Raw genomic sequence first — 14,434 nt, forward strand, 5'->3', positions numbered from 1 at the left:
TTATCTGCGCTTGTAACTTCTGCTTTTGGTTTATAATAAGAATCCGATCACAAATAATACGATCATACCGATTACCATGGCAAAGATGTAGAAACCAACATTTCCGCTCTGTAACAGACGGAACTGCTGACTACCCCATTTCACGCCACGACCTACGCCATTTACCAGTCTGTCGATTCCGGATTTTTCAATGGTATCACGGAAGAAACGACTCAGTTCATAGAGAGGTTTTACAATTACGGCATCATATATCTCATCAACATACCATTTGTTTTCCAGTACTTTTCCTAAGCCTGTGCTTTCGGCGCCAGTATCCTGGTAGTTGACAAAACGGGAACGTGCTACGAAGATCATTACTATTACCAACGCACTGCTCAGGCCCATCAGCAACCATTCTGTGCTGTGGCTCAGATGATGCGCTACTGCGAATGGAGCAGAAGGTGCAAAGATCGGCTCCAGGTATTCTGCCAGCAGATTCTTTGTACCAAATACTTCCGGCATACCTACATAACCGCCCAAAACAGACAGTACAGCGAGGATGATCAGTGGAATAGTAATAGCAGCAGGACTTTCATGCAGGTGATGTTCTTGTTCGTGGGTACCACGGAACTGACCGCAGAAAGTGATATAATACAGTCGGAACATGTAGAAGGCTGTCATCAGCGCGCCTAAAAGTCCAAACGCATAGTAGGAAATATTTACACCGAATGCACTCGCGAGGATTTCATCTTTGGAGAAGAAACCGGAGAATCCAGGAATACCTGCAATTGCCAGGCAGCCTATCAGGAATGTAATATGTGTAGCGGGCATGTATTTCTTCAGTCCTCCCATTTTGCGGATATCCTGTTCGCCGCCCATTGCGTGGATGACGGAACCGGAGCCGAGGAACAACAGCGCTTTAAAGAAAGCGTGTGTCATTACGTGGAAAACTGCTGCACCATAAGCGCCAACGCCGAGTGCGAGGAACATATAACCCAGCTGGCTTACAGTAGAATAGGCCAGTACTTTTTTGATATCATTTTGTTTAAGGGCGATGGTAGCTGCAAAAAGTGCAGTAGCCACACCAATAATCGCTACGATGGTCTGTACGCAAGGCGCCAGTGTGTAAATCACGTTACTGCGGGCAATCATGTAGATACCGGCAGTCACCATCGTTGCAGCGTGGATCAGGGCAGATACAGGAGTAGGACCCGCCATCGCATCTGGTAACCAGGTATACAGCGGAATCTGTGCTGATTTACCAGTAGCTCCTACAAAGAGGAAGATAGCGATAGCCGCCAGTACAGGGCTGTTCATGCCCAGTGGCGCTGCCTTTGCAAATACTTCAGGGAAAGTAACAGTACCAAATTGCATGATCATGAAGAAAATACCGATCAGGAAACCAAGGTCACCAATGCGGTTCATGATAAATGCTTTCTTGGCAGCATTATTATAACTGGTATTTTTAAACCAGAAACCAATCAGGAGATAAGAACATAAACCTACGCCTTCCCAACCGATGAACATCATCACATAGTTGGCTCCTAAAACCAGGATCAGCATAGAGAACACGAAGAGGTTGAGGTACGCAAAATATCTTGCGAAGCTCTCGTTACTTTCCTCATGCATGTAAGAAGTTGAGTAGATATGGATCAGGGTACCTACACCGGTAATAATCAGGAGGAACAGTGCACTCAGCTGATCTACCTGGAAAGCGAAGGGGATATGAAGCGATCCTACAGAGATGAAGTCGAACAGGCTAACTACCTGTGCAGTAAATCCAGGCGTTTTTACCTGGAAAAAAATCAATAAGCTCACCACAAAGGCAGCCAACACCGTACTGCTTCCAACAAACCCTACGATGGACTTGGATAAAAATCTGCGTCCCAATCCATTCACCAGGAAACCTAATAATGGTAAAAATGGTACCAGCCAAACTAGATTAATCATTTATCAATTCTATTTACGACGTCGAAGAAATTAATAATTATGAAGGATGAGAATTATTAATTTTTCAGCCTGTTAAGAATGTTAATATCTACGGATTTTGTATTTCTGTAGACCATTGTGATGATGGCCAGGCCCACTGCTACTTCAGCAGCTGCTACAACCATGATGAAGAATACGAATAACTGCGCTGATCCGGCATCTACTTTTCCGGCATCTGCCCACATCTTGGAGAAGGCAACCAGCAACAGGTTTACTGCATTTAACATCAGTTCTATGCACATAAAAATGATGATGGCATTTCTGCGCATCAGCACTCCCATAACACCAATGCAAAACAGGGCGATACTCAGGAATATGTAATATTGAACAGGCATATAAATGAATTACGATTTACGAATTACACTGACCTGAAAGGATCAGTCTTTTTTACCAATTACTACTGCACCTACCATTGCACTCAGGAACAGAATGCTGCTGATTTCAAAAGGTACCACATACTGTGTAAACAGGAGTTTACCCAAGTTATGGATCAGACCAATTTCAGTGGCAGTTTCGCTCAGTGCAGGTACGCTTGCATCACGCAATGCTGCTACCAATACTACCAGTAGCGCGCCGCCACTGATAGCGCCGGCATATTTCAGCCAGTTGCGTTTATGAGGCTCAATGTCTGAGTTCAGGTTCATCAGCATCATTACATAAAGGAACAATACCATGATGGCACCGGCATATACGATGATATGAACCACTGCCAGGAACTGTGCATTCAGCATGATGTAATGTCCGGCTATCGCGAAGAATGTCACGATCAGACATAATACACTTGTAACGGGATTTTTACTCAATACTACGCCCAACGCTGATACCAGCGCAACGAACGACAGCACCATGAAAATTATTTGTTGTATACTCATTCCCATCTCTGCTATGTTTGACTATTGTATTGTGTTTTTTTGGAAGAAATTATTTATCAGCTTTAGGATTAGGGATCAGGAGATCTTGTTTCCCATAGATAAAGCCTTTACGCTGATAGTTCGCTGGCGCGAAGGTTTCAGACATGTAAACAGCGTCTTTAGGACATGCTTCTTCACAAAAACCACAGAATATGCAACGCAGCATATTGATCTCATAGCGGGCAGCATATTTCTCTTCACGGTACAGGTGTTCTTCACCTGGTTTTCTTTCTGCTGCTTCCATAGTGATCGCTTCAGCTGGGCAGGCAACAGCACAGAGTCCGCATGCAGTACATCTTTCACGACCTTCTTCATCTCTGTTCAGTACATGTAATCCACGGAATACAGGGCTGAACTGACGTTTCTGTTCCGGAAAGGCAACGGTAGCCTTTCTTCTGAAAAGGTGTTTCAGGGTAATACCCATCCCTGTGAAGATAGCAGGGAGATACATCTTCTCCATGAAAGTCATGGGACTGCGATCAACTGGTTTTGCCCTATTAGTTAAAGTTTGCATAATGAATGCTATTTAAGTCCTGCCATTGTTGCCAATGGCAGGTAAAATACATGATTAATGTTGACGTAATAATACCAAAGCGCCTGTGATCAGCATATTTGCTAATGCCAGTGGAATCAGAATTCTCCAACCCAAACGCATCAGCTGATCATAACGGAATCTCGGGATTGTCCAACGTACCCACATGAATACGAATATGAAGAACAATATTTTCAGGAAGAAGATGAAGAAGCCTAACAGTGCGATGGCATTCTCCCCCCATCCCAGGCTATCCATCCAAGGGAAGGAATAACCTCCGAAATACAAGGTAGCAATCAGAGCCGAGCTGATAAACATATTGATATACTCCGCGAACAGGAAGAAGCCCAGTTTCATGGAAGAGTATTCCAGGTGATAACCACCATTGAGCTCATTCTCCGCTTCTGGTAAGTCGAATGGAGTACGGTTACATTCAGCGAACGCGCAGATCAGGAAGATAAGGAAGCCCAGTGGCTGTAAACATACGTTCCATACGCCATGACGCTGTTGTTCTACAATTTCTTTCAGACTGAGGGTGCCTGTCAGCATCAGCAGTGCAATCAAAGCCAGGCCCATAGGCAGCTCATAAGAGATGATCTGGGAGGCCGCACGAATAGATGCCAGCAGGGAGTATTTGTTGTTGGAAGCCCAACCACCGATCATAATGCCGTATACGCCCATACTCACTACTCCGAAAATGAAGAGGATACCGATGTTTACATCGGCTACCTGCAGGGAAACAGTACGACCAGCAACGGTGATAGTATCTCCCCATGGAATAACAGCACTGGTCATACAGGCTACCATCATAGCGATGGAAGGCCCGAGGATAAACAGAAATCTGTTGGAGTGAGTTGGGATAATTTCTTCTTTGAAGAAGAGTTTACCACCATCCGCGAGCGGTTGGAGTAATCCCATTGGACCCGCACGGTTAGGACCCAGACGATCCTGAATCCAGGCGGCAACCTTTCTTTCACCCCAGGTGGAATACATGGCCACCACCAGTGAGAGTACCAATACTCCCGAAATCAGGAGTATTTTCTCCACTAAATAAAACCAGTCTATGCTTAATAACGTCATTATCAAGTACGATTACGAATTACGAATTACGATTTAGGCTTGTTGAAGTCGTCAGAATGTGCCGGTCCGTCAATTTTAGACAGATCGATATCCGGCCTGTTAACCTGGCTGGTAGTATGGATATCGAAAAGCAATTGCGGCTGACGGCCATCCAGTACTTCCACCAGTGGATCTTTAGGTTGTACGGTATTAACATAGTGACCTTGAGAAATCACACTGTGACGATCGATATTACGAGGACCTTCAACTACCCAGTCTTTTACGTCTTTCTTATCGAAACGGCAGGTATCGCAGATCCAGTTTTCTACTTCTCCAAACTGATCTTTACGGGCTGTAACACGGAAGATTTCGTTACCACGCATCCAGAGAACGGTTTTACCGCAGCATTTTGGATTATCGCAGTTACGGTGTGCGTCTACTGGTTTCAGGAACCATACGCGGTTTTTGAAACGAGCGGTTTTATCTGTCAATGCGCCTACCGGACAAACATCGATCACGTTACCGATGAAGTCGTTGTCCAGGTTTTGCTGGATGTAAGTGCTGATTTGAGAATGATCTCCTCTGTCCAGGATACCGTGTTCACGTTTTTCTGTCAGCTGATCAGCTGTGAAAACGCAACGGTAGCAAAGGATACAGCGTGTCATATGCAATTGAATATGCTCGCCGAGATCTACTTTATCAAAAGTTCTGCGTTTAAATTCGTACCGGGTAGTTTCAGCGCCATGTTCATAGCTCAGATCCTGGAGGTCGCATTCACCTGCCTGGTCACAAACTGGGCAATCCAGCGGGTGATTGATAAGCAGGAATTCAACGATACCTTTACGTGCGTCCAGTACTTCCGGAGAAGTGATATTTGCTACTTCCATACCATCCATTACGGTAGTACGGCAGCTGGCTACCAGCTTAGGCATAGGTCTAGGATCTGCTTCAGATCCTTTGGTTACTTTCACGAGGCAGGTACGGCATTTACCACCACTACCCTGTAATTTAGAGTAATAGCACATTGCCGGTGGTACTACATCTCCACCAATACCACGTGCAGCGTTGAGAATGGTAGTACCAGGTTCAACCTCCACGGTGATATTATCAATCTTGACCTTGAACAATTTTTTTTCCTCAGCCATTGTTTTCTGTTTGTTGCCCGCAGGCGGGCGTTTAAACTTTGCTCGCAAAGCAGCATAAGCAGCAGAGCAGCAAAGTGATTATGTTTTGTTGGATGTTACTCCACTTTTTTAATCTTCTCAAATGTTATAAACAACCCTTCGAATACCTTCTTTAATGAGCTTTACATTAAAATTGATCAACAAACCAAGTTTTAAATTTGTCAGCTTCAGATAGGTATATAGCTGTTTAAAATGTATCTCCTCCAGCTGTTTAACTGATTTCAGCTCTATAATCACCTTGTTATTGATAATTATATCCGCCTTAAAAGCTTTTGGGATAATGATCCCTTCATGTTCAATATCTATCTCTGCCTGTTCCTGTATATGAAAGCCTTTTTTTCGCAACTCATATACAAGTATTTGCTGATAAACAGATTCAAACAGTCCTGGACCATACTTTTGATGCAAATAATAACAAAGAACTACAACCTCTTTTGAGATTTCATTTTCAGACATGGATAAAATCGGTTTGGGTTAACAATCTCTGAAAATAATAATAAGTTATTCTTGCTGCTTTGCTGCTTATGCTGCTCTGCGAGCAAAAAATCTACACAGCGGCAGGCACTGGCAGCGGGTCTGCGTAGTGTGCCAGGCCGAAGTTACGGCGCTGTGCTTCTTCCGGATTTTTCACATGCCATTCGAATTCATCACGGAAGTGACGAATAGCAGCTGCTACTGGCCATGCTGCGGCATCGCCGAGTGGGCAGATGGTATTGCCTTCGATTTTACGCTGGATATCCCAGAGCAAATCGATGTCACTCATTTTACCTTTCCCGTATTCTATATTTTTCAGCACTTTTTCCATCCAGCCGGTACCTTCACGGCATGGGCTACACTGACCACAGCTTTCGTGGTGATAGAAACGTGCAAATGTGAGCGTATTACGAACAATACACTGATCTTCATCCATTACGATAAAGCCGCCGGAACCCAGCATGGAACCTGTGGCAAAACCGCCTTCAGCCAGGCCTTCGTATGTCATCATACGGGTATCGCCCTTAGCTGTTTTCAGGAGGAGGTTTGCAGGCAGTACCGGAACGGAAGATCCACCAGGGATACAAGCTTTCAGGCGTTTGCCATTTTTAATACCACCGCAGTATTCTTCAGAGAAAATGAATTCCTCTACAGAGATATTCATTTCAATTTCATAAACACCCGGTTTGTTGATATTACCGCAAGCGGAGATCAGTTTAGTACCGGTAGATTTACCTGTACCGAGTTTGATATATTCATCAGCGCCGTAATTGATGATAGGAACTACAGCCGCCAGTGTTTCAACATTGTTTACTACGGTAGGACACTGCCAGAGGCCTTTTACCGCAGGGAATGGAGGTTTGATACGTGGGTTACCGCGTTTACCTTCCAGGGATTCAATCAGCGCAGTTTCTTCACCACAGATATAGGCGCCGGCTCCACGTTGCACGTAGATTTCCAGATCGAAACCGGTTCCCTGGATATTTTTACCCAGCCATCCGTTATTTTTTGCTTCCGCGATCGCTTGTTCCAGAATATCCGGAATCCAGGCATATTCACCACGGATGTATATGTAGCAGGCATTAGCGCCCAGGGTAAAGCTGGAAATCAGCAGCCCTTCAATGAGGAGGTGAGGGATAAACTCCATCAGGTAACGGTCTTTGAACGTACCTGGCTCGGATTCATCCGCATTGCAAACGAGGTAACGGGGAACGCCTTCTGGTTTTGCAATAAAGCTCCATTTCATACCAGTAGGGAAGCCTGCTCCACCACGGCCTCTGAGGCCACTCTTCTTCACTTCTTCCAGTACAGCTTCCGGACCCATGCTTTTCAGCGCCTTTTCCGCTGCCGCATAACCGCCTTGTTTCCGGTAAGTGTCATAATACCGGATGCCTTCAATATGTGCGTTTTCTAACAGTAATTTGCGTCCCATTTTCTTCTTATAGTTTGACGACAATTTTCATTCTGAAATCTGTCATCAACAGATTTGTGATGTAAAGATTTTTGACCATCAGGCCTTACTGGCTCCTCTCTTTGCAATACGGTCACCCAGCCGGAATAACAGGTATCCAGCAGTAACTCCGAACACAAAAGAAGCAAAAGTATCATCCACTCGGCAAAGGGCTGTCAGACAACCTATCAGCAACGCTGATTCCACCAGGATGAATTTGTTCTGTAAAAAGTGCTGTACTAAGATGCCTGTTAATCGCATGGTAATAATTTTTTATGACCGAAAATTAGTTAGCCTTAGACCTGCATTCAGCAATGATTTCATCTACTTTTGCAGGGGTGAGATGTTCACGATAGTGTTTACCCAACTGCATCATCGGAGCATAACCACAGGCGCCCAGACATTCCACTGTTTTCAGTGTAAACATGCCATCAGCAGTAGTTTCACCTACCCCAATACCCAGTTTGGATTTAATATACTCAATAATGTTATCTGAGCCACTCACCATGCAAGGACCCGTCTGACATACTTCAAACAGGTACTTTCCTACAGGTTTCAAATTGAACATACTGTAGAAAGTAGCCACTTCATATACTTCGATAGACGTCAGTTGCAACAGTGTTGCTACATAGTCCATCGTTTCTGCGCTCAACCATCCGCCAAATGACTCCTGTGCCAGGTGCAGCACTGGTATCAACGCACTTTTCTGCTTCCCTTCCGGATAGCGTGCGACGATCTCTTTTACTTTATTCAGTTTCTCTTCAGAAAATTGAACCACTGCTATTCAAATTTATAATTGAATAAATTTATTAATACGTATAATGATATAAACCGGAGTTTATATCCACTCCTGTTACGCGTCCAGCTCTCCTGCTATCAGGTTCAGGCTACTCATGCAAATGATCGCATCACTCAGCATGGCTCCCTGTACCAGTTCAGCATAGGCCTGATAATAGATAAAGCAAGGACGACGGAAGTGCAGTCGGTAAGGGCTACGGCCACCATCACTGATCAGATAGAAACCCAATTCGCCGTTTGCACCTTCTACTGCATTATATATTTCACCAGGAACAATATCTGTTTCACCCATTACGATCTTAAAGTGATAGATCAGGGCTTCCATTTTCGTATATACGTCTTGTTTAGGAGGCAGGTAGAAATCCGGTACATCAGCATGAAATACATCGTCTGGCAGGCCTTTTAATTTTTCCATTGCCTGACGGATGATGCTGATACTTTCCCACATTTCCGCATTACGCACCAGGTAACGATCGTAGCAGTCGCCGGTAGTACCTACAGGTACTGTAAAATCGAAATCCTGATAAGAGCTGTATGGGTTAGACACGCGTACATCGAAGTCAACACCAGCTGCACGAAGGTTCGGGCCGGTAAAGCCGTAGCTCATTGCGCGTTTGGCATCGATTCCGCCTACGCCCTGCGTACGCTCCATGAAGATACGGTTGCGGGTCAGGAGTTTTTCGAACTCCTGCAGAACAGCCGGGTATTCATCCAGGAAGCGGTTGATTTTCGCCCAGGCAGCTGGTGTGAAATTTCTTTCAAATCCACCTACACGGCCGATATTGGTAGTGAGTCGGGACCCACAGATTTCTTCATAAATTTCATAGATCAACTCACGATAGGTCATGAGGTATACGAAACCGGTGAGGGCTCCGGTATCCACGCCCATTACCGAGTTACAGATCAGGTGATCTGCGATACGCGCCAGTTCCATGATGATTACACGCATGTAATCCACACGTTTAGGCATTTCTAAACCCAGTAATTTTTCTACTGTCAGATGCCAGCCCATGTTATTGATGGGAGAAGAACAGTAGTTAAGACGGTCTGTGAGTGGAGTGATCTGGTAGTAAGGGCGGCGTTCAGCGATTTTTTCAAAAGCGCGGTGGATATAACCCACTGTAGATTCAGCGCTTACAATTCGTTCACCGTCTATTTCCAGAATATTTTGGAACACGCCGTGGGTAGCAGGGTGAGTAGGCCCCAGGTTCAGCGTGGTAGTTGTTTTCTCTAATGAGCCTTCCGGCAGCTTTACATGTTGTTTCTGGTCTAGCATATCCTGGTAGTATTAAATGTTTCCTCCCCGACCAAACATCTCATCGTCTTTGTCAATACGCATGGAGTCTTCGAGCGGGAATTCCTTACGCATGGGGAAATAAGTCATTTCGTCCACGTTGAGGATACGTTTCAGATTAGGATGACCTACGAAGTCAATCCCGAAAAAGTCATATGTTTCGCGCTCCATCCAGTTTGCAGAGAGAAACAGGCTGGTAGCGGTATATACTTTAGGTGCGGATACCGGTGCAAATACTTTCAGTCTGATGCGAACATTATCCTGGAAGTTATGCAGGTGGTAAATCACGGCCAGTTCTTCATTTTTCCTTTCAGGATAATGAACGGCAGTGATATCCGTTAAAAACTGAAAACGCAATTCCTCATCATCAAACAGGAATTGCATTACTTTCAGATTATAGTCTTTCTGCGCGGTGAAGGTGAGCATGCCATATGGCTCTTCAAAGCCGCCGACTTGTTCTCCAAACTTCTCCGTGAGTCGTTGTTGTATGCGTTCGTTTGTTAAAGACATTAACAAGAGTAATTTACGATTAACGATTTACCTGTTCTTCATTATTTAATACCGTAAGACTCCATGAGTTCGCGATATCTGTCAGAATTACGGCGGCGGAGACTCTCATTACCAACCAGGTCCTGAATTCTCATGAAACCGTCGATAATTGCTTCTGGTCTTGGAGGGCAACCCGGTACATATACATCCACCGGAATTACCTGGTCAATACCCTGAAGAACGGAATAAGTATCGAAAATACCACCACTGGAAGCGCAGGCGCCTACTGCCAGTACCCAGCGTGGTTCTGCCATTTGCAGATATACCTGACGTACGATAGGACCCATTTTCTTGGAAATGGTACCCATTACCATCAGCAGATCGCACTGACGAGGAGTAAAGGCCATACGTTCCGCACCGAAACGCGCCATATCGTATGTAGCAGCCATTGTTGCCATGAATTCGATTCCACAGCAGGAAGTAGCGAAAGGCAGCGGCCAGATAGAGTTCTTACGGGCCAAACCAATCACCTTATCAAAAGAGGTGGCATAGAATCCTTCACCGGAATATCCCTCAGGGATTTCCACCATCTTCACGTTAGTATTATATTGAACCGGACGAGCCATGGTATAAGTTTTAGAGATTTATGATTAATCTTCCCATTTCAGGGCGCCTTTCTTCACAATGTAGATAAAGCCACAGAGGAAGAAACCAACAAACATCAGCACTGCAATAAATCCTTCCCAATGAAGATCTCTGAAATTAACAGCATAGGGATAGAAAAAGATTACTTCCACATCAAATAATACGAACAGGATCGCCGTGAGGAAATATTTGATGGCAACCGGCTGACGGGCATTTCCAACTTGTTCAATTCCACTCTCAAAGTTAATAAGCTTATCGCTTGTTTTGCGTTTGGGACCTAGGAAATGGGTGGCAAACATGGTAATCCCAACAAAACCTACAGCGGCAAGTAATTGCAGCACAATAGGGAAATAGCTGAAAGGAGTAGTCGTTGCTGACAAAAATTCAGTTTCTGTATACATAAGCTTCCCGATAAAAATATTGACCGAATGCGCAAAAATACTGTAAGTAATCTAAATATCAAATGAATAAACTGGTAAAATATTAGATTTTTTCATTAACCAGAAACAAAAAAACCCCCTGAAGTTCAGAGGGTTTTTTGTTTATAATCGATAAAGATTACTTCTTGTTGCCGGCAGCCGTTTTGGCACCATTACCTGCAGGTTTGGCAGATGGTTTCTCACGAGCAGCCATGTTTTCTTTGATTTCTTTCACGGTAACGCTGTTTGGATCAACAGACAGCAGTTTCTCCATGTAAGTATTCATGTTTGCTTTATCTTCTTTGTTGTAGTAGTACAGCAACAGATAAGTATAAGCATTGATCAGGTTGTTCTTGTTTTTAGCAGGATCGCCACCAGCGATTTCTGCATATTTCTCGAAGTAAGGTTTAGCAACGCCTGACTGACCTTGTTGGTCTTTTGCGTAGTTGGCCATCCCTCTGTAATACCAACCCAACACAAAATCAGGTTTTACTTCGATCATTTTGCCATACAGTTCATCTGCTTTATTCAGCGCAGTGGTATCCTGTGGTTTGGCAGTAGCGCCAGCATAGTAGTACATCTGTGCAGGCAGATAGTAATCAATTGCCTGAAGTGTTTCTTTGTTGCCAGTGCGGATATCGTTTGCTTTCAGATACCACTCACCTGCTTTATCGTATTTTCTTGCAGATTTGTAAGCTTCTGCTACTGCGTTGTAAGTTTCTACATCTCTGGTAGTATCCAGGGCTGCATATTTTTCCAGGTAAGTCAGACCTTTATCGGAATAACCAGCCTGTGTAGCAGAGTCAGAAGATTTCAGACGCAGGTAGATAGTGCTCAGCAGTTTGTAATCCTGGATACCCAGGCTAGCATCGCCAGCTTTAGCTACATACTCGTCCATTACTTTCTTAGCAGTCAGGGAATCACCTTTCTGCAGGTAAGAGTCACCAATCAGCAGGCTCAGTTTATCAGTGGTTTGCGCATCAGCGCCAGCCATTGCAGCCTGTCCTTTGGAGATAGCCTGATCATAGTCTTTCTTGAAGAATGCTACGGAAGCAGACAGATATTGCAGTTTGTTTTTATCAGCAGGGTCAGCTACTTCCATATACTGTTGCAGGTATCCGGCCGCTCTGTTCCAATCCAACTGATCTTTCTTAGGAGTGGTGTAGAACAGGAACAGCTCATAGAATGCCGGAGCATACTTAGGGTCCATGTTGGTAGCTTTGGTCCAGTCAGATACCGCTTCCGCTTTCAGGCGGGCGTTGTAGTTTACCAGACCTTCTTTCATTACAGCTTCTGCATTGTTAGGCTGTAATTCCAGCGCTTTCTCATAGGTAGTGATGGCTTTACCACCGTTTTCACCACCCAGGTAGCGGTAAGCATCACCCAGCTCAATGTAGTCTGCTGCAGTGGCAGTATATTGTTCTTTTTTCTTACGTCCTTCGTTGTTGAGGAGTTTTTCCATTACGCTCAGTGCGTAAGGGCGATCACCACCTTTTACTTCTGTGTTGGCATCAGCGATAGCGCGAGCCACATCGCCATCTCTTCCCTGAGTAGCAGCGTTTGCACCTTCAAATTTCTGTTTGGCAGCAGCAGCGTTACCATTCAACAGGTCGATACGGCCCATACCCACCTGCAGTAATGCAGAGGTAGGAACAGCCTGCAAACCTTTCTGGAAAGTGGCAGTAGCACCAGCCTGATCACCCATGGCCAGTTGCGCTATACCCATGTAATAATAGGCTTTGTCTTCTGTTGGCTTCGCAGCAATTACTTTTTCGAAGTTCTGTTTTGCAGATAGATTCTTTCCATAATACAGGTCTTTCAATCCATCTTCTACAGATTGAGCCATTACACTGCTGGAGGCAGCGCACAGCATTGCTACGATTAAACTTTTCCGTCTGTTCATTTGCAATCTGATTTTTTTAAATTTTTAGTTGTGTTTTTCTACTTCAGGTTGGCCTCTCTGAAAACTACGTTCAATCTGGCCGGGAACAATCTGAACTGCTTGATTACCAGCTGTCCTTCATAGCTCCCCAGGAAAGTGGCAAACCCCGAGCCAAGTCCACTGTATGGTTCTCTCAAACAATAAAAGAATCCTCTTTTCAATGGGTAGCTGCCAATTCCAATGTAAGCCTGGTAAGGTCTTACAAATTCAGAATAGCCATCTGCGCGCAATTTGGCTACTGTGACGTCGTTGGTAAAGGCCAGTGAAAGGGAGTCGTTCGGATCGGAGATCCAGCTAACACCTATAACTCCAATGGCATCTTTATTCTTGGTAACATAATCCACTACCTCAGGATTGGTTTTTGCCGCCATAGTATTGGCAGGTAACGCTTTACCTTTGTTGATGGAGTCTTTTATATAACGAACCGTGCTTGAGTTGGCATTGTCAAACACCAGTTGCCATTTACGTTCAGTATCTGTGCCATCCATAATACCCCTTACCTGGTCCATGGTAAGAATTGAATCCGGATTGCTATGATTTACAATCAGTGCCAGCGCATCCCAGGCGAGTAACAAACTGCGCGGCTTAATCTTGATCTGCTGATTAAAGTAATCCTTTTCCTGTTGGTTAAACTCGCGTGTAACAATTATCAGTCTTGAACTATCGTCCAACAAATCCTTAAAACACTCGGACTCCGGCTTGTACTCAGCGATGACATGCGCTTTTGGATATAATGACTGAAACACTTTAATTTCAGCCTCTATCAACGGTTGGTAAGTTTCATCAACACTGATCCGAATAGTGCCCTCAGTTGGTGTGTCTAACTTCTGTTTACCTTTCTTATTGCCATTACAAGCGGCCATAGCAATCATAGCTATCATACACGCCGCTACCGTCTTAGTAAGATTGAGAATTCCCATAAACAAACCTCCTTTCGCTATTTCCCGTTAAAAAAAAGTTTTTTCACTCCATTATAAACTCTAAAGAGACCGTAAATACAAAGCGCACCTCCAAGAATTGTCATCCACTGGGGTGGTAAACGGAACTCTCCCAAGCCTAATTTTTCAGCGAAAATCGCGAAAAGACCAAAGAGAAGAAAGAATAACCCTCTAACTATTTCGCCTATTGGTCTATACTTATTTTCTATTCGTCTGTTTGTTCGTTCGTCCTGCATCATCTATGATTGCGATTTACAAGTATACAAAAAAATATTTTTTAATCAGGTATATGAACTTTTAGAAGTTTGTTAAAAAAACCTGCTAAACATAC

16 protein-coding genes are annotated in these 14,434 nt (G+C 44.3%); all 16 read right to left on the bottom strand.

The genetic code is table 11. From position 1 onward, the window contains the following. Positions 1–30: 30 nt before the first annotated feature. Positions 31–1,929, bottom strand: a complete 1,899-nt coding sequence (nuoL, locus tag CLV59_RS26920) for an NADH-quinone oxidoreductase subunit L (protein WP_111595206.1) — start codon at positions 1,927–1,929, stop codon at positions 31–33. Positions 1,930–1,985: 56 nt separating this feature from the next. Further along, complete coding sequence (nuoK, locus tag CLV59_RS26925; protein ID WP_111595207.1) at positions 1,986–2,303, bottom strand: NADH-quinone oxidoreductase subunit NuoK; 318 nt, start codon at positions 2,301–2,303, stop codon at positions 1,986–1,988. Between the two features lie 42 nt (positions 2,304–2,345). Then, the gene (locus tag CLV59_RS26930) at positions 2,346–2,840 is read right to left on the bottom strand and encodes an NADH-quinone oxidoreductase subunit J family protein (protein WP_111595292.1); all 495 of its coding nucleotides are present in this window, start codon (positions 2,838–2,840) and stop codon (positions 2,346–2,348) included. A gap of 49 nt (positions 2,841–2,889) precedes the next feature. After that, positions 2,890–3,393 (bottom strand): NADH-quinone oxidoreductase subunit NuoI, encoded by a 504-nt coding sequence (nuoI, locus tag CLV59_RS26935; RefSeq protein ID WP_111595208.1) that lies wholly within the window; start codon positions 3,391–3,393, stop codon positions 2,890–2,892. 54 nt (positions 3,394–3,447) lie between these two features. After that, a complete protein-coding gene (gene nuoH / locus CLV59_RS26940) occupies positions 3,448–4,491 on the bottom strand; it encodes an NADH-quinone oxidoreductase subunit NuoH (RefSeq protein WP_211324035.1) in 1,044 nt (347 codons plus the stop codon). Between the two features lie 26 nt (positions 4,492–4,517). Then, the gene (locus tag CLV59_RS26945; protein WP_111595209.1) at positions 4,518–5,615 is read right to left on the bottom strand and encodes a 2Fe-2S iron-sulfur cluster-binding protein; all 1,098 of its coding nucleotides are present in this window, start codon (positions 5,613–5,615) and stop codon (positions 4,518–4,520) included. A 117-nt stretch (positions 5,616–5,732) separates the two neighbouring features. Next, positions 5,733–6,110 (bottom strand): GxxExxY protein, encoded by a 378-nt coding sequence (locus CLV59_RS26950; RefSeq protein WP_111595210.1) that lies wholly within the window; start codon positions 6,108–6,110, stop codon positions 5,733–5,735. Positions 6,111–6,201: 91 nt separating this feature from the next. Continuing rightward, a complete protein-coding gene (gene nuoF, locus CLV59_RS26955; RefSeq protein ID WP_111595211.1) occupies positions 6,202–7,560 on the bottom strand; it encodes an NADH-quinone oxidoreductase subunit NuoF in 1,359 nt (452 codons plus the stop codon). 78 nt (positions 7,561–7,638) lie between these two features. Then, positions 7,639–7,839 carry a hypothetical protein gene (locus tag CLV59_RS26960; RefSeq protein WP_111595212.1) on the bottom strand — a complete coding sequence of 67 codons (201 nt, stop codon included), beginning with the start codon at positions 7,837–7,839 and terminating at the stop codon, positions 7,639–7,641. A 25-nt stretch (positions 7,840–7,864) separates the two neighbouring features. After that, positions 7,865–8,356: an NADH-quinone oxidoreductase subunit NuoE family protein gene (locus CLV59_RS26965; protein ID WP_111595213.1), complete on the bottom strand. Its 492-nt coding sequence runs from the start codon at positions 8,354–8,356 to the stop codon at positions 7,865–7,867. Positions 8,357–8,431: 75 nt separating this feature from the next. Then, positions 8,432–9,652, bottom strand: a complete 1,221-nt coding sequence (locus tag CLV59_RS26970) for an NADH-quinone oxidoreductase subunit D (RefSeq protein WP_111595214.1) — start codon at positions 9,650–9,652, stop codon at positions 8,432–8,434. 12 nt (positions 9,653–9,664) lie between these two features. Further along, the gene (locus CLV59_RS26975; protein ID WP_111595215.1) at positions 9,665–10,180 is read right to left on the bottom strand and encodes an NADH-quinone oxidoreductase subunit C; all 516 of its coding nucleotides are present in this window, start codon (positions 10,178–10,180) and stop codon (positions 9,665–9,667) included. Positions 10,181–10,221: 41 nt separating this feature from the next. Beyond that, a complete protein-coding gene (locus tag CLV59_RS26980) occupies positions 10,222–10,785 on the bottom strand; it encodes an NADH-quinone oxidoreductase subunit B (protein ID WP_111595216.1) in 564 nt (187 codons plus the stop codon). A gap of 24 nt (positions 10,786–10,809) precedes the next feature. Next, on the bottom strand, positions 10,810–11,205 hold the full coding sequence (locus CLV59_RS26985) for an NADH-quinone oxidoreductase subunit A (RefSeq protein WP_111595217.1): 396 nt from the start codon (positions 11,203–11,205) through the stop codon (positions 10,810–10,812). A gap of 157 nt (positions 11,206–11,362) precedes the next feature. Continuing rightward, positions 11,363–13,126 (bottom strand): tetratricopeptide repeat protein, encoded by a 1,764-nt coding sequence (locus CLV59_RS26990; RefSeq protein ID WP_111595218.1) that lies wholly within the window; start codon positions 13,124–13,126, stop codon positions 11,363–11,365. 38 nt (positions 13,127–13,164) lie between these two features. Next, positions 13,165–14,085, bottom strand: a complete 921-nt coding sequence (locus tag CLV59_RS26995; RefSeq protein WP_111595219.1) for a substrate-binding domain-containing protein — start codon at positions 14,083–14,085, stop codon at positions 13,165–13,167. Between the last annotated feature and the right edge of the window lie 349 nt (positions 14,086–14,434).

Source organism: Chitinophaga dinghuensis (assembly GCF_003259435.1).
Taxonomy (GTDB): Bacteria; Bacteroidota; Bacteroidia; order Chitinophagales; family Chitinophagaceae; genus Chitinophaga; species Chitinophaga dinghuensis.